This is a genomic window from Streptococcus porci DSM 23759, from assembly GCF_000423765.1.
GTDB classification, from domain to species: Bacteria; Bacillota; Bacilli; order Lactobacillales; family Streptococcaceae; genus Streptococcus; species Streptococcus porci.
The window spans coordinates 1-22,922 of sequence record NZ_AUIP01000019.1 but is presented as its reverse complement, the minus strand read 5'-3'; the positions used below and the strand labels follow the sequence as shown (position 1 = coordinate 22,922).

Below are 22,922 nucleotides of genomic sequence, written 5' to 3'. Positions count from 1 at the left end.
TGATGTTTAACACAGTGGAAGTAGCGGTAAGACTAACTTAGCTCGGTAGGATTCCTTGTACCATTTGGCAGAGCTAGTCAGCAGATGAGAAACAGATGCTTTGTCTTCAGTATGTACCACCCTTTGGGTGGTTTTGTGTTATAATAAGGAAGATTATTTTGAGGGAGAATCCTATGCTGAAGCGTTTAGCGATTGTTTTTACTTTTTTCCTAGTGACGACAGGTCTCTTTATTGTTTATAAAAATATGATGGTAGCGGATAGCTATGCTTGGTATGATGGGATTGGTATGTCGGCTTTGGCTACTTTTTTCTATTGGGTCTTGGTTAGTGTGCTGGAGAAAAAGAATAAATGAAAGAGTTCTTGACTTTACCCAAGCAATTACAGTGGCGTTTGGAGTTAAGCTTCCTATCTATCGTTTTAGGCTCTGCCATTTTCCCCTTTATGTCCATGTACTATGTGGCTCATTTTGGAGCTTTTATCACTGGAATGCTAGTGATTATTACTCAAATTTGCAGCTTTGTGGCTATTCTTTATGGTGGTCATCTGTCGGACTCTATGGGGCGGAAGAAAGTAGCTGATATTGGTAATCTTGGTGTGGTGCTGGGGTATGTTTTGACAACCCTTGCCAACATCCCTGGTCATGTCATGCCTCTTTTGACTTTCGTGGGTATTTTCATCGTGGAAATTATGTCCAACTTTAACCATCCGGCCTATGATGCCATGATTATTGACTTGACAGATGAAAGTAATCGACGCTATGTTTACACCATTAACTACTGGCTAATCAATGTTGCTGTTATGCTAGGGGCGGGAATTGCTGGCGCTTTTTATGACCATCATTTCTTTGAGCTCCTTATCGCCATGACAGCTATTGCCCTCTTCACCTTTTTAATCATGCGTCTCAAGTTTGCGGAGACCGGGCCTAGTGATTTTGTCTTTGAGCACGGTAAAGGCGTCCTATCCACATTGGCTAACTATGGTGATGTGATTAAGGATAAGGCCTTTATGGTATATACGATGGGTACCATTCTCTTTGCCAGTGTTTGGGCTCAGATTGACAATTATGTGGCAGTTCACTACAAGACCATTTACCAACCTAGTCAACTGTTTGGATTTGAAGTGACTGGGGCAAAATTGCTGAGCTTAACCGTGCTAATCAATACGGTCATGATTGTCTTCTTGATGACGACGGCAAATCGGCTGACGCGACAAATGAAATTGATACCGCAACTGATTTTAGGCTCTGCCATTTTTGCAAGCGGGCTCTTCTTAGCCTTTACCTTTAAAAGTCTTCTGCCCATCCTGATTTCGGCTGTTGTCTATACTATCGGTGAAATGATAAATGTTCCAGCGAGCCAGGTCCTGCGTGCTCAAATGATGGATGAAAATAAAATTGGTTCCTACTCAGGGTTTATTTCCATCGCCCAACCGCTAGGCATCGTCCTTGCAGGTAGCATGGTATCTCTGAGCCAATTTACCGGAGTCATCGGTGTGCAAATCGTCTTTGCCTTGGTTGCCACTACTGGTGTTTTCCTTATCGTCAAAGCCGCTAAGATGCACGAACAGAAAGGATAACAATGGACTATTTATACGCTGTTGCAAATGCCGAGCAGTTGAAATCCTATCAAACCTTTGCGAAGAAGCACGAGCAAAGTTTGAAAGATTATCTGACCTTCCTCGCTGACGTTTACGCTCTTGAAGATTTGCCTGAGGTGATTATTTGGTCGGATAAGGAAATAGCAACTCGCTATATCAGGGACATTGCTGTGCCTGCTTACACTAATGACCTGCGCATGGTGATAACCCCAGAATTACCCGTCTGGCAGGAGCTTTACAGCAAGCAGTTGAATGATTTTGAGGAGACGGATCAGACTTTTCGCCTATACCAACATTACCAAAATTTGTCAGAGCGCCATCTTTTGCAAATTGTGGGGCACGAGCTCGCGCACTGGAGCGAACTTTTCTTGGATGATTTTGATGATGATAGAACTTCGGATATTTGGTTTGAGGAAGGCATGGTTGAGTACATCAGCCGACGCTACTTTTTAACAGAGAGAGAATTTTTGGATGAAAAAGTTGTCAATCAAGAATTAGTCGCCCTTTTTCAAGAAAAATACGGCTGGCATTCTCTCTCAAAATTTGGGCAAAAGACCTACCAAGGCTCTTATGCCAGTATCTTTTACGAATATTGGCGTAGCTTTTTAGCCATTGACCATTTGGTCGATAAATTAGGTTCGGTCAAGGCTGTTTTTAATAGCTATCATGACTGGGCAGAGAGTGAGAGAACATTAACGCTTTTAGAGTGGTTTGAATTGGAGGATTGATGAGATGTTAGCCAATGCAAAATCAAGGAAGCTCTTGATTTATCTGTTCCTGTATGTCTGTCTATTTCAAATTGATTTTGAGAATCTTTTGTCTCTCACACGGGAGCAAGAAATTTGGCTTGGTCTGGGGAAATACGCTCTGTCAGCATTTGTGGGATGCCTGCTCTTTTTTGACGAACTAAGAAAAGAGATGAACAGTCTTCTTTCATATAAAAAGCTTTTTTGTCTTCAGATTTTAGGTTATATTTTGCTTTATGTATTCCTAAATATCCTGTCTGGCTTGGTGGTTACTGGCTTACTGGAATTGCTCAAGTCGGGAAATACAAATCTCCAAAATGATATTAGAATCATGGAAACTGCCAAACAAGTTCCGCCATATATTTTCCTAATTTTTGTCGGTTTTATTGGTCCTTTTGTCGAAGAATTGGTTTTTCGTAAATCCTTGTTGAATCTGTTAAGGGATAGGCTATCCCCAAAAATAGCTATTCTTTGTCAAGCCTTGCTCTTTGCACTGGTTCATGTACATCTTTTATCTTTGATTGAATTTATTCAGGTCATTCCTCATTTTATCATTGGTATTTATTGGGGTTACCTTTATTACAAAACTCAAAATATTTACTATTCGATGACGGTTCACATGGTAACCAATACATTAGCATTATCTCTAACATTTTTTACATAGAAAGCGATCATTATGTTTGATTACATCAAAGGAAAATTAACTAAAATCACAGCTAAGCATATCGTTATAGAAACCTTTGGAATTGGCTATATCATCAACGTTGCCAATCCCTACAGCTTTTCTGACAAGGTTGGCAGTGAGGTTCAGATTTATCTCCATCATGTTATCCGTGAGGATGCTCAGCTCCTTTTTGGTTTTCACACTGAGGAAGAAAAGGAAGTCTTTCTCAAGCTCATCTCGGTGTCAGGCATTGGTCCGACCACTGCGCTAGCCATTGTCGCCGTGGATGACAATGCAGGACTGGTGGCAGCTATCGACAATAGTAACATCAAGTACCTAATGAAATTCCCAAAAATTGGCAAAAAAACAGCCCAGCAAATGGTTCTGGACTTGGCTGGTAAATTTGTCGAGGTTCCTGTGGAAAACGGCAAAGCTGCTAAGAGCGCGCCTGCTGGTAACCCAGACTTGGACGAAGCCATGGAAGCCCTCTTGGCTCTAGGCTACAAAGCAGCAGAAGTCAAGAAAATCAAAGCCTTCTTTGAAGGAACAAAGGAAACTGCGGAAAACTACATCAAATCAGCTCTTAAAATGCTTATGAAATAGATAGGGAGACGAACCATGAACCGTTGCGCTTGGGTCAAAATGACCAATCCTCTATATATTGCCTACCACGATGAGGAGTGGGGCAAACCACTACATGATGAGCATGATTTGTTTGAATTGCTCTGTATGGAAACTTATCAGGCAGGGCTCTCTTGGGAGACTGTGCTCAATAAGCGGTCTGCTTTTCGCCAAGCCTTTCATGATTATGATGTGGAAAAAGTTGCACAGATGACCGATAGTGAGCTTGACAGTTTGCTTGACACGCCAGACATCATACGCAATAAGGCAAAACTCTATGCCACAAGAGCCAATGCACTAGCTTTTCTTGAGGTTCAAAAAGAATTTGGAACTTTTGATAAGTATATTTGGAGTTGGGTAGACTTTACACCGATTGTCAATCAGGTTGACAACTATCAAAATGCCCCAGCCAAGACTGAGCTGTCTGAAATCATCTCCAAAGACCTAAAAAAACGGGGCTTTAAATTTGTTGGTCCCGTCTGTGCCTATTCGTATCTGCAAGCAGCGGGGCTTGTCAACGACCATGAAGATAGTTGTGAATGGAAAAAGTAAAGGGATTTTGACAGTGGTAGTCAGAGGATTTTGTCTTGTATCAGACTCAAAGAAGTGTAGACTGGAGGAGTAAGATGACTATAGGTAAAACGATCAAACAGCTAAGGCTGGCATACAATCTATCTCAGGAAGATTTAGCAGAAAAGTTAGGCGTTTCGCGTCAAACTATTTCTAGTTGGGAGAACGACCGAACGATACCTGCACTAGACTATATGAAAAAGCTGTGTGAAGAATATCAGCTATCTTTAGATCAGTTATTCCATCTGGAGACAAATGAAGTAGGTAGGGGAAAGTTACCTAAACGGTTAATTTTCTATCTTAGCGCCCTGCTTGGTTTCATCTTTCTCCTACCATTTTCAGAGAGCAGTCTGTCGTCCTTGATATTTATCTTTATCGCTGTCGTGATTGTTTTGGCCTCTTGGGATCTTGCACGATTACTATTTAAAGAGGTGGTATTATGGCACTCCCGAAGAAAGAAACTCTAGCGTTCTTATTCGTTTACACATTTATCTTTTTGCTGAATGGCTACCAATTTCTCCCTAGAGTAGTATGGAGCCCATTTCAACTTGCTACTTATGTCCTTCTGGCTCTTCTAGGTTTATATACCTGGAGGAGAGAATTAGCCGACAAGCTAGGTTGGATTGTCCAACACAAATGGAAGTCCTGTCTTATTCTGTTTCTTGGCTATATTTTGTCAATATGCTGTGATGGGGTATTTTCCCTGATTCTGGCCTACTTGCAGGAATTGGCAGGTGGTACAGTAGCTATGACCAATGAAGGGAATATAGGGAAGATACTTCAACTCTACCCTGCATGGATGATTATTCCTATTGTGGGAATTCTAGGTCCTCTAGTTGAAGAGTTGTTTTATCGACAATTTTTAGCAAGTTACCTAGAGGATAGGTTTGGTACGGTAGTAGCAGTAGTCCTGTCCGGTTTGCTATTTGCTGCTAGTCACCTGCATAGCTGGGAATTACGAGAAGTGATAAGTGTAATGGGCTATCTAGGTTCAGGCTTGGTTTACTCAGGTTTGTTTTTAAAAACCAATCGAAATATCTATTTTTCAAGTCTTCTCCACATTTTTGGAAACAGTAGCTTGCTTCTTATTTATTATCTACAATAACGAAGAGGATGAGATTGAAATTTCTCGGATAGAGAGTTTCGATTCTGTCCTCTTGCTTTTTGTGCTACAATTATATTTGGAAAATTGAAAGTACATTACGAATAATTTAGATGAGCGAGTAATCGCCTCCTATACATAGGAGGTCATATGAAAGCTGAACTCATTGCGGTTAGTAGTGAGGCAGTGGCTAAACGTGTTATGCATTCAATTAGTCGTTACCTTGAAAAACGATTAGGTTTGAAAGTCAACATGACCAAGACCAAGATTGTGAGACCGAACAAATTGAAGTACCTAGGATTTGGGTTCTGGAAATCTTCTGAGGGCTGGAAAAGTCGTCCGCATCAGGATAGCGTACAGAGTTTCAAGAGAAAACTCAAGAAACTAACGGCCCGTAAGTGGAGTATTGACTTAGACAGCCGAATTGAGCGACTAAACTGGGTCATCCGAGGCTGGATAAACTACTTTTCTATGACGAACATGAAATCAGTCATGGAAAGCATTGATGAACGACTAAGAACTCGAATAAGAGTTATTATCTGGAAACAATGGAAGAAGAAATCTAGGCGATTATGGGGACTTCTCAAATTAGGAGTACCGAAGTGGATAGCGGATAAAGTATCTGGCTGGGGAGACCATTATCAATTAGTGGCTCAGAGGTCTGTACTGAAACGTGCCATATCAAAACCAGTCCTCGCTAAACGTGGACTGGTTTCTTGCTTAGATTATTATCTAAAACGACATGCGTTAAAAGTTAGTTGAACAGCCGTGTGCTGAACGGCACGCACGGTGGTGTGAGAGGGACTAGAGTTTAGTCCCTACTCTATTACGAGTGATAATAATCTTCTAGTTCCTGCTCAAGCATTCCAACCAGATGATTTTCCTCTGTCAAGTGCAGAAGCGCCATTCCCGTGTCAATTAGCTCATCATCTTTTTGACACATGCCCAGGCGGACTTGGGAGAAACCAAGAGTATCGTATTGTTTTAGAGTTTTTGAAAGAGCTAAAACCTCCTTTGTAAGTTGTTCACATTGTGATAGCATATTCTTTCTAAAAAAACAGTTGATAGATTTGTTAGTAAAGTCAGTTGAAAGGGCTTAATATCACGATAGTTTTTAAATTTCTCCAAGCTTGAGAGAATACGTTTAGCAATGTGTGGAAGGGCATCATTACTAAAATAAAAGATAATATTAGCTATAAGTGCGAGTTCTGAGCCATACCAAGTATCTTTCTTTTTTAAATCTTCCCAAACTTTTTCAGCAAGAGCATCAAGAGTAGCATTATTTTGAATGCCGTTTTTCCGAATTTCGAGGATAATACGTCCTATTTGATAGATATTGTAAATAGGAATATCGTTATGAGATTTTAAGTAATTTTGGCATTTCTTGAGGAGTTCTTCCAAATGTACAGTATCTAAGTAGGAATTGCGATTTTGCATGCTATTAATAATTTGCCTTCTCTCGCTAGGCTGGTATTCATTACAAATTAATTCTAGCAGATGAGCCGACAGGGTCTCTCGACCTTGAAAATAGAGAAACGATTTTGAACTTTCTTTTGGAGAGGAATCGTTCTGGCAAAACGGTCGTCATCGTCACACATGCCCTTGACGTGGCAGAAAAATGCCAGAAAATCATCAATCTTTCAGAGTGAATAAGTGATTATAATCTTGCAAAATCGTCCTTGTGGCGATTTTTTATGTTACAATAATGACATCTTGCGAATAGTGATATAGGAGGTCATATGAAAGCTGAACTCATTGCGGTTGGGACGGAGATTTTGACGGGGCAGATTGTCAATACCAATGCCCAATTTTTGTCGGAGAAAATGGCAGAGCTAGGCATTGATGTCTACTTCCAGACGGCTGTGGGCGACAACGAAGAACGTCTTTTGTCTGTTTTGGACATTGCAAAAAAGCGGAGCGATTTGGTAATTTTGTGTGGAGGACTGGGACCAACGGAAGACGATTTGACCAAGCAGACCTTGGCAAAATTTTTGGATAGGGAACTTGTTTTTGACCCCGATGCCTCAGCTAAGTTGGACGATTTTTTTGCTACTAGACCACAGTACGCCCGTACGCCAAACAACGAACGTCAGGCTCAGCTGGTCGCGGGTTCAATTCCCATCCAAAACGTGACAGGTCTGGCAGTTGGTTCTTTGCTAGAAGTGGCTGGGGTGACCTATGTGGTTCTGCCTGGGCCACCAAGCGAACTTAAGCCGATGGTGACTGAGAATCTTTTGCCACTCTTGACGGATGATTACCAGAGGCTTTATTCCCGTGTTCTTCGATTCTTTGGTGTGGGAGAAAGTCAACTGGTGACGGTCTTGGCTGATGAGATTGCTTATCAGAAGGATCCGACCATTGCTCCTTACGCGAAAACGGGCGAGGTGACCTTGCGTCTCTCGACCAAGGCGACTTCTGAAGCGCAAGCCAATGCTAAGCTAGATGCTTTTGAAAAGGACATCTTAGCTGTTGAAACTTTGGAGGGCAAAAAACTTCAAGAGCTCTGCTATGGTTATGGAGATGACAACAGCCTAGCTCAGATAGTGGTAGAACTCTTGAAGATTAAAGGGAAGACGATTACGGCAGCTGAGAGTCTGACAGCAGGGCTTTTCCAATCCAGTTTGGCAGATATTCCAGGAGCTTCGCAAATTTTCAAGGGTGGCTACGTCACTTATAGCCTCGAAGAAAAAGCTAAGATGCTGGGAATTGCACCTGAAGATTTGGAAGCTCACGGGGTTGTCTCTAATTTTACGGCTGAAAAAATGGCAGAGCAAAGCAGAAGCTTGGTCGGTAGCGACTTTGCCGTATCTTTGACTGGTGTGGCTGGTCCAGATGAACTTGAAGGTCAACCAGCAGGAACAGTTTTCATAGGACTTGCTAGTCCTAGTGGTGTGACAAGCCACAAGGTCATGATTGGGGGAAGAAGTAGGGCGGATGTCCGTTATATTGCCACTCTTCATGCCTTTAATCTTGTGCGTCAGGCTTTATTATCTGATGAAAATCTAGTATAATAGAGAGAATTATCTAAAAAGAGGTAGAAATATTGGCTAAGAAACCTAAAAAGACAGAAGAAATCACTAAAAAATTTGGTGACGAACGTAAGAAGGCTTTGGAAGAAGCTCTAAAAGGCATTGAAAAAGACTTTGGTAAAGGTGCTGTGATGAAACTTGGCGAACGTGCTGAACAAAAAGTTCAGGTCATGAGTTCAGGATCATTGGCGCTCGACATTGCTCTTGGTGCGGGTGGATATCCAAAAGGACGGATTATTGAAATCTATGGTCCAGAGTCATCTGGTAAGACAACGGTTGCCCTGCATGCTGTTGCTCAAGCACAGAAAGAGGGAGGGATTGCAGCTTTTATTGATGCTGAGCATGCCCTTGACCCAGCTTATGCAGCGGCGCTTGGTGTAAACATTGACGAACTTCTTCTTTCTCAGCCTGACTCGGGTGAACAAGGTCTTGAAATTGCTGGTAAATTGATTGATTCCGGTGCGGTTGATTTAGTGGTTATTGACTCGGTAGCGGCGCTTGTGCCACGTGCTGAAATTGATGGGGACATCGGTGATAGCCACGTTGGTCTTCAAGCACGTATGATGAGTCAAGCGATGCGTAAGTTAGGCGCTTCTATCAATAAAACGAAAACGATTGCCATCTTCATCAACCAGTTACGTGAAAAAGTTGGGGTTATGTTTGGAAATCCAGAAACCACACCTGGTGGACGTGCTTTGAAATTCTACGCCTCAGTTCGTTTGGATGTGCGTGGTAGCACGCAAATCAAGGGGACTGGCGATCAAAAAGACCAAAGTATTGGTAAAGAAACTAAGATTAAGGTCGTTAAAAACAAAGTTGCTCCGCCATTCCAAGTAGCAGAAGTAGAAATCATGTACGGGGAAGGTATTTCACGCACGGGAGAACTTCTTAAAATCGCGACAGACCTTGACATTGTTAAAAAATCGGGTGCTTGGTTCTCTTATAATGACGAGAAAATCGGTCAGGGCTCAGAAAAAGCCAAAGAGTATCTCAAAGCACATCCAGAAGTCTTTGATGAAATTGATCGTAAAGTTCGTCTCCACTATGGACTTATCGAAGAAAGCGAAGAAGAAAAGTCAGCTAAAGTTACCGAGGAAATCGTCAAAGAAACTGAGACAAAAGAAGCATTTGATGCGGAAGAAATTGCGATTGAGCTGGACTTGGAAGATTAAAAATACTTTAGCAATAGATCATTATACTCAAGAAAAGTTTGAGAGATGAGTCAGAAAATACCATTCTGACTGGAAATAGGTCCGAAGACCTATGTCGTTCAAAGGAAGTTTGTGGTATAATCATACTATCATGTGAAAGGAGACGAAACATGATCACTATTTATACGGTTTCAAGTTGCACTAGTTGCAAAAAAGCAAAATCTTGGCTTAATGCCCATAAACTCCCTTATAAAGAACAAAATATTGGTAAAGAACCCCTCACTCGAGAAGAAATCCTTGATATTCTAACTAAGACAGAAGAAGGTGTGGAAAGCATTATTTCTTCTAAAAATCGCTACGCTAAGGCTCTTAATTTTGACCTTAATGACCTGAGTGTCAGCGAAGTGATTAACTTAATTCAGGAAAATCCTCGTATCTTAAAGAGTCCTATTTTGGTTGATGACAAGCGCCTGCAAGTTGGCTACAAGGAAGATGACATTCGCACATTCTTGCCACGGTCTATTCGTAATGTGGAGAATGCCCAAGCGCGCATGCGGGCAGCCTTGTAAAAATAGAAAAGAGACGTCAGATAGTTCTGGCGTTTTTGTTTGCTGTGACCTATAATGGAGAAAAGGAGGGCGTGATATGGCAAAAATCGTGGTGGCATCAGATTCTTTCAAAGGTAGTGCCAGTTCATTGGAAATTGCTGCTTATGTGAAAAAAGGCATCAAGTCTCTTTATCCAGAGGATGAGGTGATTCTTTTTGCAGTAGCTGATGGTGGAGAGGGTACGGTAGAGGCAGTCATGTCAAAGGTTTCCGGGACATGGCAGACAGCAGACGTTCAGAATCCTCTGGGTGAAACCCGTCAGGCGCGTTATGGGATTTTTAATGGTGGAAAGTCGGTCATCCTTGAGATGGCAGAGGCATCAGGTCTGACCACAGTGTCGGAAGATAAAAGAGATATCCTACGGTCATCTACATATGGTACAGGTCAGGTGATGCTCCAAGCTCTATCTCACCAACCTGAACGCCTTTACGTAGGCCTTGGTGGGTCAGCGACAAATGATGCTGGCATGGGGTTTCTGGCAGCTTTGGGTGTGCGTTTTTTAGATAGTCAAGGGCAGGAGTTGGATCCGATACCTTCTTCTTTTGGGGAAATAGCAGAGCTGGATTTGACTCATTTTCAGACGCAACCAGAGGGGTTAGATATTATCCTTTTGTCTGATGTAACCAATCCACTCTGCGGGGAATTTGGAGCGTCAGCCGTTTTTGCCCCACAAAAAGGAGCACGTTCAGAAGAAATTGATGAGCTGGAAGCTGGGCTTATGCACTTTGCTAAAATTTGTGAGCAGGCAACAGGAAAATCTTGCAAGGATATGGCCGGAGCAGGAGCAGCTGGTGGTCTAGGGTTTGCTTTCATGACCTTCTTTGATGTGACTGTTCAGTCGGGAATTGAGACGGTTTTGGATTTGGTAGGTTTTGATCAAGCCCTAAGGAATGCAGATATGGTTGTCACTGGGGAGGGGTGCATGGATGGTCAAAGTTTACACGGAAAGGCTCCGCTGGGCATTGCTAAAAGAGCTCAGCTTTACGAGGTGCCTACAGTTGCTATTGTCGGTTCCACCAAGGGAGATTTGACTCCTGTTTATCAGGCAGGGCTATCAGCTGTCTTTCCGATTATCAATGCCCCCATGACCTTGGAGGAGGCTATGGAGCAGACACTAGATTTGGTTTTCACAATCGCTCAAGGTATTGCAAATTTTTACCATGCTATTAGTCAAAAGACATCAGAAAACTTGTGAAATCGGTTAGAATAAGCTATAATAAAGCCATAACCATAATAGAAAGAGGGTGTTTTTATGGGATTTACAGAAGAAACTGTCCGCTTTAATCTTAACGACCTGAATCGTAAGGAGATTAGTGAAACCTTAACAAGTGTTTACCGTTCTTTGGATGAAAAGGGCTATAATCCAATTAACCAAATTGTTGGTTATGTATTGAGTGGCGACCCTGCTTACGTGCCACGCTATAATGACGCTCGCAACCAAATTCGCAAGTATGAACGCGACGAAATCGTTGAAGAACTGGTTCGTTACTACCTCAAAGGAAATGGGATTGACCTCAAATGAGAATCATGGGATTAGATGTAGGCTCAAAGACGGTTGGCGTTGCAATCAGTGACCCTCTAGGTTTTACAGCTCAAGGGGTTGAAATCATCAAGATTGATGAGGAAGCTGGTCAGCTTGGCTTGGATCGCCTGGGTGAGCTAGTCAAGGAGTATCGCGTTGATAAATTTGTCGTAGGACTTCCTAAAAATATGAACAACACCGAGGGGCCTCGCGTTGAAGCAAGTCGGGCTTACGGAGAAAAAATAGCAGAGCTTTTTGGTTTGCCAGTGGATTATCAGGATGAACGCTTGACGACAGTTCAGGCAGAGCGTATGCTGGTTGAACAGGCGGATGTCAGTCGTGGCAAACGCAAGAAAGTCATTGATAAACTAGCTGCTCAACTTATTTTACAGAACTATCTAGATAGACATTTTTAAAAGATAAAAGGAGACCTTATGTCACATGAACACAACCACGACGATGTGGAATTAATTACCCTTGTCGATGAAGCAGGAAATGAAACGCTTTTTGAAATTTTGATGACCATTGACGGTCGCGAAGAATTTGGTAAAAATTATGTTCTTCTCGTACCGCACGGTGCTGAGGAAGACGCTGATGGTGAAGTTGAAATCCAAGCCTACTCATTCACTGAAAATGAAGACGGCACTGAAGGTGACCTTCAACCAATCCCAGAAGACTCAGACGCTGAGTGGGATATGATTGAAGAAGTCTTTAATAGCTTCCTTGATGAAAACGAATAATTAAAAGGCGCCTCTAGGCGCTTTTTTCTATCTGTTTACATAGAATTTCAATGAATAAGAGGACTCTTTCTTCTTCTTTTTACGAATATTTTTTTGAAGGGGGGGTGTTTAAATGACGTTAACAAAAGAAGAAAGGGAGTTTATGAAGCGTTATGAATCCAAGTATTTACACACATTTAAAGAGATATTGCGCTACGCTAAACTCCTGGAAAAATTGACGATAAGCTAGTTTTTGGATATACTAGAGGGGTAACTAGCAAGGAGATCAATCGTGAACGATACTAAGGAAACGCAAGTGGAACAGCACAAGACTTATAGTCGCCGCCAACGTGATGATAAGGGGGCAAGTCACTTCGAACAAGCAGATAATAGACAGGTGCAGGCCTTAGAGGAAGGCAAACGGCCTAGACGTTTTCGCCTGGGAGCGGCTCACCATTTTCAGATTTTGCTTTTGAGTATAGTGCTGACTTTACTGACGGTGGTCTTGCCTTATATGACTTCCTTGGCGACGGATTATCAGCAATTTAATCTCTATACGGGGACTTTGATGACGAAAAATCAGTTGCCTTATAGCGATATTTTTGCGACGGGAGGTTTTCTTTTCTACGCTCTTATCGGTATTAGCCAGATTTTGGGAAGCCAACTCTACCTTTTAGGAGTTCAATTTTTAGCTCTCTACGTAGCAGGGATTTACCTTTACAAGATTGTCTTTTTCTATACTGATGATACGGCTTCTAGTATGGCTGCCGGATTAGCCTTTTACTTGGGAAATCTTGCTTTAGGCTTTGGCGGCCTTTACCCCATGCAGTGGGCAGCGCCTTTTGTACTGATGGGACTCTGGTTTTTAATCCGCTATTTTGCAGGCATGACAAAGGATGAGGGCTTTATCCTTTATGGCTTGCATGCAGCACTGGCCTTGGTTTTGGAGTCCAAAACGCTGGTTTTCTGGCTACTTGCCTATGTGCTTTTGTCAGGTTATAACCTTTCTAAAAAGCGCTTTGCGCGTGGTTTCTATCAAAATCTGGCCATCATTTTAGGACTGATCTTAGTTTTTTACACGGTTGGTTACTTTGTCTTCAATCTAGAGGTAACGATTCCTTATCTGACTCAGGTTCTGGGTTATAATTTCACGCACCTAGCTTGGGGAACGGGTATTCTTTGGCAAACAGCTCTCTTGCAGGTTGGTTTGGCCTTCTTCTCAGGTTTGCTTCTAGGGGCTCTGGTCTTCTTCGAGCATATCAGAAAGGCTGAGAGGGATTATCTGTCACGCGTTTTGATTTTTTTGAGCCTTTTAGCTTATGTCACTTTGGCGGTTATGTCAAAAAGCTGGGCTTTTTACCAACTCTTGCCAGCTTTGCCCTTTGGTCTGATTTTGACTATTATCAGCTTGGATGGCTTTGAGAAACAACGTCAATCACGTAAAAATTCTCATCGTCGTAGGGAAGATGAGCGTAGTCTCTGGGGAACCTTCCTCTTTAGTCATCTAGCTGGACCAGTTCTATTGGTTCTTGTGGCAGTAGCCCTGCCATTTTACCAAAGGATGACTGAAACAGCTCGCGATGATGAGCGTGTAGTGCTTGCGTCTTATCTAAAGGAAAACACTGCTGATGCGGAAAAGGTGGTAGTCATAGATGATAAGGCAGATGTCTATTTGCTTAGTGGTCGTCGGACGGCAACCCACTATCCGGTTGCTAGTCTTTACCAGACATCCGAGGATAAGATTAAGGAGTTTGAAGATGATTTTTTAGGCAGTCAGTCTAAATTTGTCATTGTCAATAAGAGTCTCACGTTAAGTCAGTCAGTCAAAGACAGTCTAGCCAAAAACTATGATCAAATGACTTTTGAAGGATTGGAGCATTTTGCCCTTTATCAGTTAAAATAAGCGCTGGTAATCAATATCTTGTGTTTTAGAAGTTTTTCTAACACAAGATATTGATTTTTTTTATCGGAGTGTTATAATAGACCCTATACGAAAACAAAGAGAAAAAGGAAGTCAGTGATGGTTATTAAATCAATTACAGTCATTAAGCGAGATGGCAGAAAGGTGCCTTTTGATACAGATAAAATTTATCAGGCATTGGTTCGAGCTAGTAATGAGGTTGGCCCACTGACGCCTCTGATAGAGAGTAAGTTGGAGGGAATCGCAGCTAGTGTTGTGGCTGAAATCAATGATCGCTTCCACGATAATATCAAGATTTATGAAATCCAAAACATCGTTGAGCATGAACTTTTGCAGGCAGGTGAATACGCTCTGGCTCAGCAGTATATCAATTACCGTACCCAACGTGATTTTGATCGTGCTAAGGCGACGGATATCAATTTCTCTATTGATAAATTAATCAATAAAGATCAAACGGTGGTTAATGAAAATGCCAACAAAGATAGTGATGTTTTTAATACTCAGCGTGATTTGACAGCGGGTATTGTTGGGAAGTCCATTGGTCTGAAAATGTTACCTCCGCACGTGGCTAATGCTCATCAAAAGGGGGATATCCACTACCATGATCTTGATTACAGCCCTTACACACCGATGACCAACTGCTGTCTGATTGATTTTGAAGGTATGTTGAAAAATGGCTTTAAGATTGGGAATGCCGAGGTTGAAAGTCCTAAGTCTATTCAAACCGCAACCGCGCAGATTTCACAGATTATTGCCAATGTGGCTTCTAGTCAATACGGAGGTTGTACGGCTGATCGTATTGATGAATTTTTGGCACCATACGCAGAGCTCAACTATAAAAAGCATTTGGCTGACGCGGAAGAATGGGTGGTTGAGGACAAGCGAGAAGACTATGCCCGTAAGAAAACACAAAAAGACATCTACGATGCCATGCAATCTTTGGAGTATGAGATTAACACTCTCTTTACCTCAAACGGTCAGACGCCTTTTACCTCGCTTGGATTTGGTTTGGGGACGTCTTGGTTTGAACGTGAAATTCAAAAAGCTATCCTTAACATTCGCATTAAGGGGTTAGGACGTGAAGGTCGCACTGCCATTTTTCCAAAGCTTATCTTTACAGTTAAGCGTGGACTCAACCTTGAACCTGGGACACCAAACTACGACATCAAGCAGCTGGCGCTAGAGTGTGCAACCAAGCGTATGTATCCTGATATGTTGAGCTATGATAAGATTATCGAGTTGACAGGTTCCTTTAAGGCGCCTATGGGGTGCCGTTCATTCCTGCAAGGTTGGAAGGACGCTACTGGAAATGATGTAACTTCCGGTCGTATGAATCTAGGGGTGGTGACACTCAACCTACCTCGTATTGCCCTTGAATCGGATGGGGATATGGAGAAATTCTGGGATCTTTTCTTGGAACGCATGGCCATTGCCAAAGATGCCTTGGTTTATCGTGTGGAGCGGGTCAAAGAGGCCACTCCTGCCAATGCCCCAATCCTTTACCAATATGGTGCTTTTGGGCAACGTCTTGACAAGACTGATAAGGTGGATGAACTTTTCAGAAATCGCAGAGCTACTGTCTCACTTGGCTATATTGGACTTTATGAAGTGGCAACTGTCTTTTACGGGGGCGATTGGGAGAAGAACCCTGCTGCTAAGGACTTTACAGTTGATATTATCCGTCACATGAAGCAATTTTGTGCGGACTGGTCAGATGAATATGGCTATCATTTCTCAGTTTACTCAACGCCATCAGAAAGCTTAACCGATCGTTTCTGTCGTCTTGACACAGAGAAGTTTGGTATTGTGGAAAACATTACGGACAAGGAATACTATACCAATTCTTTCCATTATGATGTCCGTAAAAATCCGACGCCATTTGAAAAATTGGATTTTGAGAAAGTTTATCCAGAAGCTGGTGCTAGCGGAGGCTTTATCCACTACTGTGAATACCCAGTTCTCCAACAAAATCCTAAGGCTCTGGAGGCTGTCTGGGATTATGCTTACGACCGTGTCGGCTACCTTGGAACCAATACACCAATAGACAAGTGCTACGCCTGCCACTTTGAAGGCGACTTTGAACCAACTGAACGTGGCTTCAAATGTCCAAATTGTGGCAACACCGACCCTAAAATGGTAGATGTGGTTAAACGCACTTGTGGCTATCTGGGCAATCCTCAAGCTCGTCCTATGGTCAATGGACGCCATAAAGAGATTTCTGCACGAGTTAAACATATGAATGGGTCAACGATTAAGGTTGAAGGAAATCAGGCTGAATCATAGGCTACTGAGGTAGATGGTTAGCAATAGAATAATTAGAGAGGAATAGGGTGTATTTGTATTCTTGTCACTGAATGCAGGAATAGACTCTGTAACGGAAATGGGAAAATACCAACTAGATTATAAAGGGATGCAGCAAGTGGAGCGTTTCCACGAGAAGCATTCGAATGTTAAAAATGATAAAAAAGCGCGCGTGCAAGAGCTGTTAAAAAAGGCACAGGCGAAAAAGATAAAATAAAAAAGAGCTATTTAGCTCTTTTCTTGTAGGAGAAATGGTGATGGAACTAAGACGACCAACTTTAGCAGATAAGGCAGCTGTGCTTGATATGATGGAAGAATTTGAAATGACTGGCTCACGCAGCGACGGTGGCTTTTGGAATCAAGACGATTTTAATTATGAGGACTGGTTAGCTGGTAATGAGGATGCTGAAATGGGGCTCAACATTCCAGATGGTTGGGTGCCAGCGATTCAGTTGGCTTCTTTTGAAAATGGCAGAGCGATTGGATTTTTACATCTGCGCTTAGCCCTTAACCTTAAGCTCTTAGAAAAAGGAGGTCATATCGGCTATTGCATTCGTCCTAGCGAGCGCCAGAAAGGTTACGCCAAAGAACAGTTAAAACAAGGTTTACTGTTTGCCACAACGAAAAATATGTCTAAAGTCTTAGTCACCTGCGATATCAGCAACGAAGCTAGCCGGCGAACCATTCTTGCCTGCGGTGGCATTCTGGAAGATGTCAGAAATGGGACTGAACGCTATTGGATTGAAGTGTAGTATGGAAATCAGGCGTCCAAATCAAGAAGACAAGGAAGATTTTTTACAAATGATTGCAGAATTCGAAGCGGCTGGAGAGGTCATGCACGGTGGTGCCAGAACCTGGGAGGCTTGTGGAGAAAACTTTGAGAAGTGGTTGGTACTTTTAGAGCAACAGGAAAAAGAAGATCTTTTACAGAATGGTCACGGGAGGTTTATCCAATTTCTGAGCTTTGAAAAGGGTGAATTAGTGGGGCTTTCAGCACTTCGTCTTGAAGATACCGACTTTGTCCTAAATCATGTGGATCATGTCGGCTACGCCACTCGTCCAAGCCAAAGGGGTAAGGGTTACGCTAAAAAGCAACTAGAACTGCTTGTCCAAAAAGCAAGAAAACTGGGGCTTTCAAAGCTTTTACTTGTTTGTCATAAGAGTAATCAAGCCAGTCGTCAGACTATTTTATCGACCCAAGCAACCTTTGAAAAATCAGCAAACGATTATGAATATTATTGGATTGAGGTGACAAATGAACAATCCCAAACCGCAAGAATGGAAATCTGAAGAGCTAAGCCAAGGACGAATCATTGACTACAAGGCCTTTAACTTTGTGGATGGCGAGGGTGTCCGCAATTCTCTCTATGTATCGGGATGTCTGTTTCATTGTGAAGGGTGCTATAATGTGGCAACCTGGTCTTTCAAAGCGGGCATTCCCTACACTCAGGAGTTGGAAGAGCAGATTATGAAAGACTTGGCAGAACCTTATGTGCAGGGGCTGACGCTCTTGGGGGGGGAGCCTTTTCTCAATACGGGCATTTTACTTCCTTTGGTTAAACGTATCCGAGAAGAACTGCCGACCAAGGACATTTGGTCTTGGACTGGCTATACTTGGGAAGAAATGATGCTAGAGACTGAGGACAAACTAGAACTGCTCTCAATGATTGATATTCTAGTTGATGGTCGCTATGATCGTACCAAGCGCAATCTTATGTTACAATTTCGAGGTTCGTCAAATCAGCGTATCATTGATGTGCAAAAATCGCTGGCACAAGGTAGGGTCGTCATTTGGGATAAACTTAATGATGGCAATCAGTCTTATGAGCAGGTTAGTCGTGATGAACTGATATAGAAAAACAGGTCTGCTGGTACTGACCCCAAAATGTTAGACAGAAGAAATCTAACTTTTAGGGTGCGGAGCCTTTCAGACCTGTTTTACTTTTTCTCAAAAAACATCATAATATCTTCCTCCGACAGCCCAATCATGGGATCAATGGTCAGGAGGTTTTCTTCGGTCAGTCGATAACTTTTGGGCTCTTTTGGAGAAAGAGCGGAGCGTTCAGTAGCTTTCTGTTCAGTCCTTGAAGAAGCGCTTATTGTCTGGCTTTCCTCAGAAGCGGTGCTTGTCTGAGAGGATTTAATTTGACCGCCAAAACGTTCCACCAAATAGGTTTTGCGACTGGCACCTTCATTTTTGACAGCATAGTCAAAGGCGGCAAGCTCGCCCAACATAACGAGTTTGCTTTTTGAGCGCGTAATGGCAGTGTAGATAAGATTGCGTTGTAGCATGCGACCGCTTTGGCGCGTGATGGGTAAAATAACCACCTGAAATTCAGAGCCTTGTGATTTGTGAATGGACATGGCATAGGCAAGAGTGATTTTGTGCCACTCATTGCGGGGATAGGAAACGTCATTGCCCTCAAACTGAATGGTAATTTCGTCTTGCTTGCTGTCAGTGTACTTGGCTGGCATTAGCTCAGTAATATAACCGATATCTCCATTAAAAACGTTGAGTTCAGCATCGTTAACTAGGTGAAGAACCTTGTCACCATTGCGGAAGATTTGTTCGTTAAAGAGAAATTCTAATTTGTCGTCTTTGGGGTTGAGGAGATTTTGCATGAGGGTATTGAGGTTGGTAATGCCTGCCTGTCCTCGATACATGGGAGCTAAGATTTGAATATCCTGAGCTTCAATACCAGATTTTAAGGCCGAGCGAACAATTTTTTCCACCATGTCTGGGATAAAGTGTGCTTGAGCTTCAAAGTAGGAGCGGTCTGGTTTTTTCTGGGTAAAATCATCTGGTAGGCACCCTTGACGCATTTGGCTGGCAAGTGTAACGATTGTTGAGTCCTCAGACTGCCTGAAAATCTTAGTTAAGGCAACCTGTGGTAGCTCTGCTATTTTCAATAAATCTGCCAAAACTTGACCTGGACCAACCGAGGGTAGCTGGTCGCTATCCCCCACGATGATGACTTGAGTGTGACTGGCAATGGAGGCAAAGAGCTGATTGGCAAGCCAAGTATCTACCATAGAAAATTCGTCGATAATAATGAGTTCGCAATCCAGATAGTCGTCTATCGCCTGATAATCGTTATTGTTATCGCCGTTGAGACCAAGATGGCGATGGATGGTTGCTGCAGGTAGTCCTGTTAATTCATTCATGCGGCGAGCAGCTCGTCCGGTAGGAGCAGCCAATGTGATGGGCACCTCATTTTTTTTGGTATCAATGCCATGTAGCTGACCGTAGGCTTCGATAATACCGTTAATGACAGTGGTTTTTCCAGTTCCAGGGCCACCTGTCAGGATAAAAACTTTGCTTGTGAGGGCATCGTGGATGGCTTTTTTCTGAGTCTCATCGTAAGTTAATGTGAAATTTGCTTCAATCCGTGAAATTTCCTTAGTGATTTTATCATCAGAAAGCTTTTCTTCAAGTGGCGTGCTCATGATGCGGCTTAGGTGCTTTTTGATGCCTTTTTCAGCGTAAAAGAGGCTGTTGTCAAAGATGCGGGTGTCAATATTTTGGACCTTGTCTTCTGCGATGAGATTTTGTAGTTCCTTGGCGACTAGGGCGGGATCTAACTCCAGAGGTCTTGCTTCTTCGAGGATATAGAGTGCTCGCTCCAGCAATTCCTTGGCTTCCACGTAGGTATCCCCTTTTTCTAAGGAAGCTTCTAGTAGGCTGTGGACAAGGGCTGCGCGGAAGCGCTGGGGAGAGTCGGCTTTGATGCCCAGCTTTTCTGCTAAGAGGTCGGCAATCTTAAAACCAACTCCCTGAATGTCTTCTACCAGCTGGTAGGGATTTTCCTGAATGATCTCCAGAGTCATATCTTTGTAGTTGTCAAAAACCTCAAAAGCTAGGCGATTGGTCAGGCCATATTCTGCCAGTTTGGCTAAAATTTGCTCGGTACCATAATTGAGTTTAAGTTTTGTTAGAAAGGTTTCACGGTTGACTTTGGACAGTCCTGTAATGGTGGCTAACTTATCAGGATTTTCCAAAATCTTGTCAATGGTATTGTCGCCGTAGAGTTCAACAATTTTCTCAGCTGTCTTTTTACCAATGCCTTTAAAATGGTCGCTGGAGAAATATTTGACTAACCCAGTTGAGCTTGGCTTGGCACGTTCATAACGGCTGACTTTGAGTTGCTCACCGTACTTAGGGTGCTGAGTCAATTCTCCCCAGAAAGTGTAAGATTCCCCTTCAATGACATCGGCTATGGTGCCTGTCACGATAACTTCAAAATCATCAAAGTCGCTGTCGGTATCCTCCACATCTAGCAGAATAATCTTAAAAAAATTGCTGGCATTTTCAAAAATAATGCGATTGATTTCGCCTGAAAAATATACTTCGTTCATAGTCTTTCTAGTAAAAAATCACAGACGAGCTGTGATTGAGGCTGTAGCTAAAGTCTTATCTAAGACTTCCTTAGGTGCTTGCGGATGATGGGTGTCTTAATTAGTGGATGATTCGAGAAGTTTATGGGCGTTTATACCTAGTATTTGATTCTGCTGGTCTTTTCATTTTAAGCTCAGACCTCTCTAGTCTTAAAGGTCTGGGAGCTCCAAATCTTTCGAACATCTAAAACCAAGCTTTTTTATCGTATCGGAAAGTCTCAGTTTGTGAGCTACTGGGCTGACTTATCACAACATCATAGTCTATCTTTGTTCTGAATCACAGACACACGGTAGGGGTCTTATTAATCAACCGTTCCAATTTTATTAAAGGGCCAGAAGCGGAATTTAATTTCACCGACGATGGCTTCCTTGGCGAAAGTTCCCACTTCGCGACTGTCTTTGGACACGATACGGTCGTCGCCCAGCAGGTAATATTGTCCTTCAGGTACGGTCACGGTAAAGTTGGCTGATCTACTTCTATCAGCGGTAAAGGCTGGAGATTGCTGGGCTAGTTGCTGGAAGAGTTTATTGTAAGTGTAGGTGCTCTGCAATTTATCTTTGGCAAAGAGCTCTTGGTACTCTTTCAAGTAAGGTTCGTCTGTCTGCTTGCCGTTGACATAGAGGGTATCGTTCTCATAGGTGATTGTGTCGCCTGGCATACCGATGACTCTTTTGACAATTTTTTTGGTCTTTCCATTTTCATCGGTTTCATCGGCTACCACGATATCAAAACGGTCGATTTTAGCTACTTTGAGGACAAAGAGGCGCTCGCCATCAGCCAGTGTCGGATCCATAGAGTGACCATCGACGGCAACATTGACCCAGACAAAAATGTAGGAGAGAATAAAGGCAGACATAAGGAGGATAAAGAGTCCCCATTCTTTAATAAAATGTTTCATAGCTAAATTAAGAGAGGCCTTGTGTGCGTCAGGCTGCCTCAATTCCTTTCGATAGGTTCTATTTCAATAGGTTCTGGGCTTTTTGAGTGTTGGCAAAATGGAGCTTAGCAGCGTAGTTGAGCCCCTCCATACCATAAGCGGCTAGAATCTGGCTGGCGATTTTGTCGGATTTTGCTCCTGCTCCGCTTGGGAGGTTGTAGCCTAAATCGTGACCTAGCTTTTCCAAATTCTCTAAAAAAAGGTTTCTTGCAATGATGGAACTAACAGCCACCGCCAAGTATTTTCCTTCGGCTTTTTCTTCAAAAGTCAGAGTGTTGGAAAAGCGGTTGACTTCGTTTTTTAAGTATTTTTCGTAATTTTTCTGGCTGGTAAAAGCATCGATGACAATCTTATCAGGCCTTGCCACCTCTTGCAGGAGCAGGTAGATGGCTTGATTATGAAGAGCTACTTTGACGGAGACTGCGTTGTGCAGCTTGCCATCGCCCACGACGTCATTGTACTTTTTGGGGGATAATAGCAGAGCCTTGTGGGGAATTTTTTCTTCCAAGATTGGTGCAATCTGGCGGATTTTAGTGTCGTTTAGATTTTTGGAGTCGTCAACACCTAGAGATTTAAGAAAGGCGTGGTCATCGGGTGTAACCAAACTGGCGACAACGGCTATGCCACCGAAGTAAGAACCGTTTCCAACCTCATCAGACCCAATCAAAGCGAGATTTTGTCCAGCTGGGCTTTCAGCTCTGCTATTTTCAGCCACATAGCCAAAAGACTGGGCCACTTGGAGAGCTTGGTTGCCCTGAAAGACAATCTTGCCTGAACTGTAGATTAGAACCGTTGTGCCAGACACCTTAGCCGCAAAGGTCACGTAAGGATTATTGTTGGAAATCTGGTGGGGAGCCAACTCTTGACTCAAAGATTTGGTGCGACCCTGCCCCATTTTCATGACGATAGTGCTCATAGACTTATTTTAACATAAAGGAGAAAAAAGGTCATATTTTACCATTTGAGTATAAAAACACCCGAAAACTCAAGGTTTTTCAGCATTTTTCTGATGTGCCTATTATCATTTGTTCACCTTTT

26 protein-coding genes and 2 pseudogenes are annotated in these 22,922 nt (G+C 42.7%); 23 read left to right on the top strand and 5 right to left on the bottom strand.

The genetic code is table 11. From position 1 onward, the window contains the following. Positions 1 to 173: 173 nt before the first annotated feature. The 9 genes and pseudogenes from G576_RS0108395 to G576_RS12585 all read left to right on the top strand — a co-directional run. Positions 174 to 353: a hypothetical protein gene (locus G576_RS0108395; RefSeq protein WP_027974224.1), complete on the top strand. Its 180-nt coding sequence runs from the start codon at positions 174 to 176 to the stop codon at positions 351 to 353. Next, the gene (locus G576_RS0108390; protein ID WP_027974223.1) at positions 350 to 1,576 is read left to right on the top strand and encodes an MFS transporter; all 1,227 of its coding nucleotides are present in this window, start codon (positions 350 to 352) and stop codon (positions 1,574 to 1,576) included. Before G576_RS0108395 ends, G576_RS0108390 begins: the two co-directional genes overlap by 4 nt. Before the next feature lie 2 nt (positions 1,577 to 1,578). Then, complete coding sequence (locus tag G576_RS0108385; RefSeq protein ID WP_027974222.1) at positions 1,579 to 2,325, top strand: elongation factor Tu; 747 nt, start codon at positions 1,579 to 1,581, stop codon at positions 2,323 to 2,325. 4 nt (positions 2,326 to 2,329) lie between these two features. Then, the gene (locus G576_RS0108380; protein WP_027974221.1) at positions 2,330 to 3,007 is read left to right on the top strand and encodes a CPBP family intramembrane glutamic endopeptidase; all 678 of its coding nucleotides are present in this window, start codon (positions 2,330 to 2,332) and stop codon (positions 3,005 to 3,007) included. 12 nt (positions 3,008 to 3,019) lie between these two features. Further along, the gene (ruvA, locus tag G576_RS0108375; protein ID WP_027974220.1) at positions 3,020 to 3,610 is read left to right on the top strand and encodes a Holliday junction branch migration protein RuvA; all 591 of its coding nucleotides are present in this window, start codon (positions 3,020 to 3,022) and stop codon (positions 3,608 to 3,610) included. 15 nt (positions 3,611 to 3,625) lie between these two features. Then, positions 3,626 to 4,180, top strand: coding sequence for a DNA-3-methyladenine glycosylase I (locus G576_RS0108370; RefSeq protein ID WP_027974219.1), 555 nt, complete (start codon positions 3,626 to 3,628; stop codon positions 4,178 to 4,180). Between the two features lie 74 nt (positions 4,181 to 4,254). After that, positions 4,255 to 4,665: a helix-turn-helix transcriptional regulator gene (locus tag G576_RS13035; RefSeq protein WP_051178069.1), complete on the top strand. Its 411-nt coding sequence runs from the start codon at positions 4,255 to 4,257 to the stop codon at positions 4,663 to 4,665. Next, positions 4,638 to 5,303 carry a CPBP family intramembrane glutamic endopeptidase gene (locus G576_RS13030; protein WP_051178066.1) on the top strand — a complete coding sequence of 222 codons (666 nt, stop codon included), beginning with the start codon at positions 4,638 to 4,640 and terminating at the stop codon, positions 5,301 to 5,303. Before G576_RS13035 ends, G576_RS13030 begins: the two co-directional genes overlap by 28 nt. A gap of 159 nt (positions 5,304 to 5,462) precedes the next feature. Next, positions 5,463 to 6,062: pseudogene (locus tag G576_RS12585) on the top strand (group II intron maturase-specific domain-containing protein); the annotation flags it as partial. A 64-nt stretch (positions 6,063 to 6,126) separates the two neighbouring features. On the opposite strand, the gene G576_RS13335 reads toward G576_RS12585, so the two are convergent. After that, positions 6,127 to 6,342, bottom strand: a complete 216-nt coding sequence (locus G576_RS13335) for a hypothetical protein (protein ID WP_083959992.1) — start codon at positions 6,340 to 6,342, stop codon at positions 6,127 to 6,129. Beyond that, a complete protein-coding gene (locus tag G576_RS13330; RefSeq protein WP_083959990.1) occupies positions 6,303 to 6,737 on the bottom strand; it encodes an Rgg family transcriptional regulator in 435 nt (144 codons plus the stop codon). Before G576_RS13330 ends, G576_RS13335 begins: the two co-directional genes overlap by 40 nt. 44 nt (positions 6,738 to 6,781) lie before the next feature. On the opposite strand from G576_RS13330, the pseudogene G576_RS13940 reads away from it, so the two are divergent. The 14 genes and pseudogenes from G576_RS13940 to nrdG all read left to right on the top strand — a co-directional run. After that, positions 6,782 to 6,949 (top strand): annotated as a pseudogene (locus G576_RS13940) (ABC transporter ATP-binding protein); the annotation flags it as partial. Between the two features lie 90 nt (positions 6,950 to 7,039). Next, positions 7,040 to 8,311: a competence/damage-inducible protein A gene (locus G576_RS0108345; protein ID WP_027974218.1), complete on the top strand. Its 1,272-nt coding sequence runs from the start codon at positions 7,040 to 7,042 to the stop codon at positions 8,309 to 8,311. 32 nt (positions 8,312 to 8,343) lie between these two features. After that, positions 8,344 to 9,501 (top strand): recombinase RecA, encoded by a 1,158-nt coding sequence (gene recA / locus G576_RS0108340; protein WP_027974217.1) that lies wholly within the window; start codon positions 8,344 to 8,346, stop codon positions 9,499 to 9,501. Between the two features lie 149 nt (positions 9,502 to 9,650). Continuing rightward, the gene (gene spx, locus G576_RS0108335; protein ID WP_027974216.1) at positions 9,651 to 10,049 is read left to right on the top strand and encodes a transcriptional regulator Spx; all 399 of its coding nucleotides are present in this window, start codon (positions 9,651 to 9,653) and stop codon (positions 10,047 to 10,049) included. A gap of 76 nt (positions 10,050 to 10,125) precedes the next feature. Further along, entirely contained in the window at positions 10,126 to 11,283 is a 1,158-nt protein-coding gene (locus G576_RS0108330; RefSeq protein ID WP_027974215.1) for a glycerate kinase family protein, read from the top strand. Positions 11,284 to 11,340: 57 nt separating this feature from the next. Then, positions 11,341 to 11,610, top strand: a complete 270-nt coding sequence (locus G576_RS0108325) for an IreB family regulatory phosphoprotein (RefSeq protein ID WP_027974214.1) — start codon at positions 11,341 to 11,343, stop codon at positions 11,608 to 11,610. After that, on the top strand, positions 11,607 to 12,026 hold the full coding sequence (ruvX, locus tag G576_RS0108320; RefSeq protein WP_027974213.1) for a Holliday junction resolvase RuvX: 420 nt from the start codon (positions 11,607 to 11,609) through the stop codon (positions 12,024 to 12,026). The genes G576_RS0108325 and ruvX overlap by 4 nt, the downstream gene beginning before the upstream one ends. Before the next feature lie 18 nt (positions 12,027 to 12,044). Beyond that, a complete protein-coding gene (locus tag G576_RS0108315; RefSeq protein ID WP_027974212.1) occupies positions 12,045 to 12,350 on the top strand; it encodes a DUF1292 domain-containing protein in 306 nt (101 codons plus the stop codon). Between the two features lie 271 nt (positions 12,351 to 12,621). Continuing rightward, a complete protein-coding gene (locus G576_RS0108305; protein WP_027974211.1) occupies positions 12,622 to 14,232 on the top strand; it encodes a glycosyltransferase family protein in 1,611 nt (536 codons plus the stop codon). Between the two features lie 117 nt (positions 14,233 to 14,349). Next, entirely contained in the window at positions 14,350 to 16,533 is a 2,184-nt protein-coding gene (gene nrdD / locus G576_RS0108300) for an anaerobic ribonucleoside-triphosphate reductase (protein WP_027974210.1), read from the top strand. A 61-nt stretch (positions 16,534 to 16,594) separates the two neighbouring features. Beyond that, complete coding sequence (locus G576_RS13600; protein ID WP_169361575.1) at positions 16,595 to 16,768, top strand: hypothetical protein; 174 nt, start codon at positions 16,595 to 16,597, stop codon at positions 16,766 to 16,768. Positions 16,769 to 16,808: 40 nt separating this feature from the next. After that, entirely contained in the window at positions 16,809 to 17,303 is a 495-nt protein-coding gene (locus G576_RS0108290) for a GNAT family N-acetyltransferase (protein ID WP_027974209.1), read from the top strand. Continuing rightward, complete coding sequence (locus G576_RS0108285) at positions 17,272 to 17,841, top strand: GNAT family N-acetyltransferase (protein WP_169361576.1); 570 nt, start codon at positions 17,272 to 17,274, stop codon at positions 17,839 to 17,841. Before G576_RS0108290 ends, G576_RS0108285 begins: the two co-directional genes overlap by 32 nt. After that, positions 17,807 to 18,406, top strand: a complete 600-nt coding sequence (gene nrdG / locus G576_RS0108280) for an anaerobic ribonucleoside-triphosphate reductase activating protein (RefSeq protein ID WP_027974207.1) — start codon at positions 17,807 to 17,809, stop codon at positions 18,404 to 18,406. Before G576_RS0108285 ends, nrdG begins: the two co-directional genes overlap by 35 nt. Positions 18,407 to 18,489: 83 nt before the next feature. On the opposite strand, the gene recD2 is transcribed toward nrdG, so the two are convergent. From recD2 to rnhC, 3 genes are all read right to left on the bottom strand, one after another. After that, positions 18,490 to 20,907, bottom strand: a complete 2,418-nt coding sequence (gene recD2 / locus G576_RS0108275) for an SF1B family DNA helicase RecD2 (protein ID WP_027974206.1) — start codon at positions 20,905 to 20,907, stop codon at positions 18,490 to 18,492. A 341-nt stretch (positions 20,908 to 21,248) separates the two neighbouring features. Then, the gene (lepB, locus tag G576_RS0108270; RefSeq protein WP_027974205.1) at positions 21,249 to 21,845 is read right to left on the bottom strand and encodes a signal peptidase I; all 597 of its coding nucleotides are present in this window, start codon (positions 21,843 to 21,845) and stop codon (positions 21,249 to 21,251) included. Positions 21,846 to 21,903: 58 nt separating this feature from the next. Next, on the bottom strand, positions 21,904 to 22,800 hold the full coding sequence (rnhC, locus tag G576_RS0108265) for a ribonuclease HIII (protein ID WP_027974204.1): 897 nt from the start codon (positions 22,798 to 22,800) through the stop codon (positions 21,904 to 21,906). Positions 22,801 to 22,922: the final 122 nt, after the last annotated feature.

Excerpts from the sequence above, each read along its gene's own strand:
- G576_RS0108330 (WP_027974215.1), top strand. The coding sequence starts at position 10,126 with ATGGCAAAAATCGTGGTGGCATCAGATTCTTTCAAAGGTAGTGCCAGT.
- G576_RS0108395 (WP_027974224.1), top strand. The coding sequence starts at position 174 with ATGCTGAAGCGTTTAGCGATTGTTTTTACTTTTTTCCTAGTGACGACA.
- nrdG (WP_027974207.1), top strand. The coding sequence starts at position 17,807 with ATGAACAATCCCAAACCGCAAGAATGGAAATCTGAAGAGCTAAGCCAA.
- recD2 (WP_027974206.1), bottom strand. The coding sequence starts at position 20,907 with ATGAACGAAGTATATTTTTCAGGCGAAATCAATCGCATTATTTTTGAA.
- rnhC (WP_027974204.1), bottom strand. The coding sequence starts at position 22,800 with ATGAGCACTATCGTCATGAAAATGGGGCAGGGTCGCACCAAATCTTTG.
- spx (WP_027974216.1), top strand. The coding sequence starts at position 9,651 with ATGATCACTATTTATACGGTTTCAAGTTGCACTAGTTGCAAAAAAGCA.
- G576_RS13030 (WP_051178066.1), top strand. The coding sequence starts at position 4,638 with ATGGCACTCCCGAAGAAAGAAACTCTAGCGTTCTTATTCGTTTACACA.
- G576_RS0108380 (WP_027974221.1), top strand. The coding sequence starts at position 2,330 with ATGTTAGCCAATGCAAAATCAAGGAAGCTCTTGATTTATCTGTTCCTG.
- G576_RS0108315 (WP_027974212.1), top strand. The coding sequence starts at position 12,045 with ATGTCACATGAACACAACCACGACGATGTGGAATTAATTACCCTTGTC.
- G576_RS13035 (WP_051178069.1), top strand. The coding sequence starts at position 4,255 with ATGACTATAGGTAAAACGATCAAACAGCTAAGGCTGGCATACAATCTA.
- lepB (WP_027974205.1), bottom strand. The coding sequence starts at position 21,845 with ATGAAACATTTTATTAAAGAATGGGGACTCTTTATCCTCCTTATGTCT.
- nrdD (WP_027974210.1), top strand. The coding sequence starts at position 14,350 with ATGGTTATTAAATCAATTACAGTCATTAAGCGAGATGGCAGAAAGGTG.
- G576_RS0108290 (WP_027974209.1), top strand. The coding sequence starts at position 16,809 with ATGGAACTAAGACGACCAACTTTAGCAGATAAGGCAGCTGTGCTTGAT.
- G576_RS0108385 (WP_027974222.1), top strand. The coding sequence starts at position 1,579 with ATGGACTATTTATACGCTGTTGCAAATGCCGAGCAGTTGAAATCCTAT.
- G576_RS0108370 (WP_027974219.1), top strand. The coding sequence starts at position 3,626 with ATGAACCGTTGCGCTTGGGTCAAAATGACCAATCCTCTATATATTGCC.
- G576_RS13335 (WP_083959992.1), bottom strand. The coding sequence starts at position 6,342 with ATGCTATCACAATGTGAACAACTTACAAAGGAGGTTTTAGCTCTTTCA.
- G576_RS13330 (WP_083959990.1), bottom strand. The coding sequence starts at position 6,737 with ATGCAAAATCGCAATTCCTACTTAGATACTGTACATTTGGAAGAACTC.
- ruvA (WP_027974220.1), top strand. The coding sequence starts at position 3,020 with ATGTTTGATTACATCAAAGGAAAATTAACTAAAATCACAGCTAAGCAT.
- G576_RS0108325 (WP_027974214.1), top strand. The coding sequence starts at position 11,341 with ATGGGATTTACAGAAGAAACTGTCCGCTTTAATCTTAACGACCTGAAT.
- ruvX (WP_027974213.1), top strand. The coding sequence starts at position 11,607 with ATGAGAATCATGGGATTAGATGTAGGCTCAAAGACGGTTGGCGTTGCA.
- G576_RS0108285 (WP_169361576.1), top strand. The coding sequence starts at position 17,272 with ATGGGACTGAACGCTATTGGATTGAAGTGTAGTATGGAAATCAGGCGT.
- G576_RS0108390 (WP_027974223.1), top strand. The coding sequence starts at position 350 with ATGAAAGAGTTCTTGACTTTACCCAAGCAATTACAGTGGCGTTTGGAG.
- G576_RS0108345 (WP_027974218.1), top strand. The coding sequence starts at position 7,040 with ATGAAAGCTGAACTCATTGCGGTTGGGACGGAGATTTTGACGGGGCAG.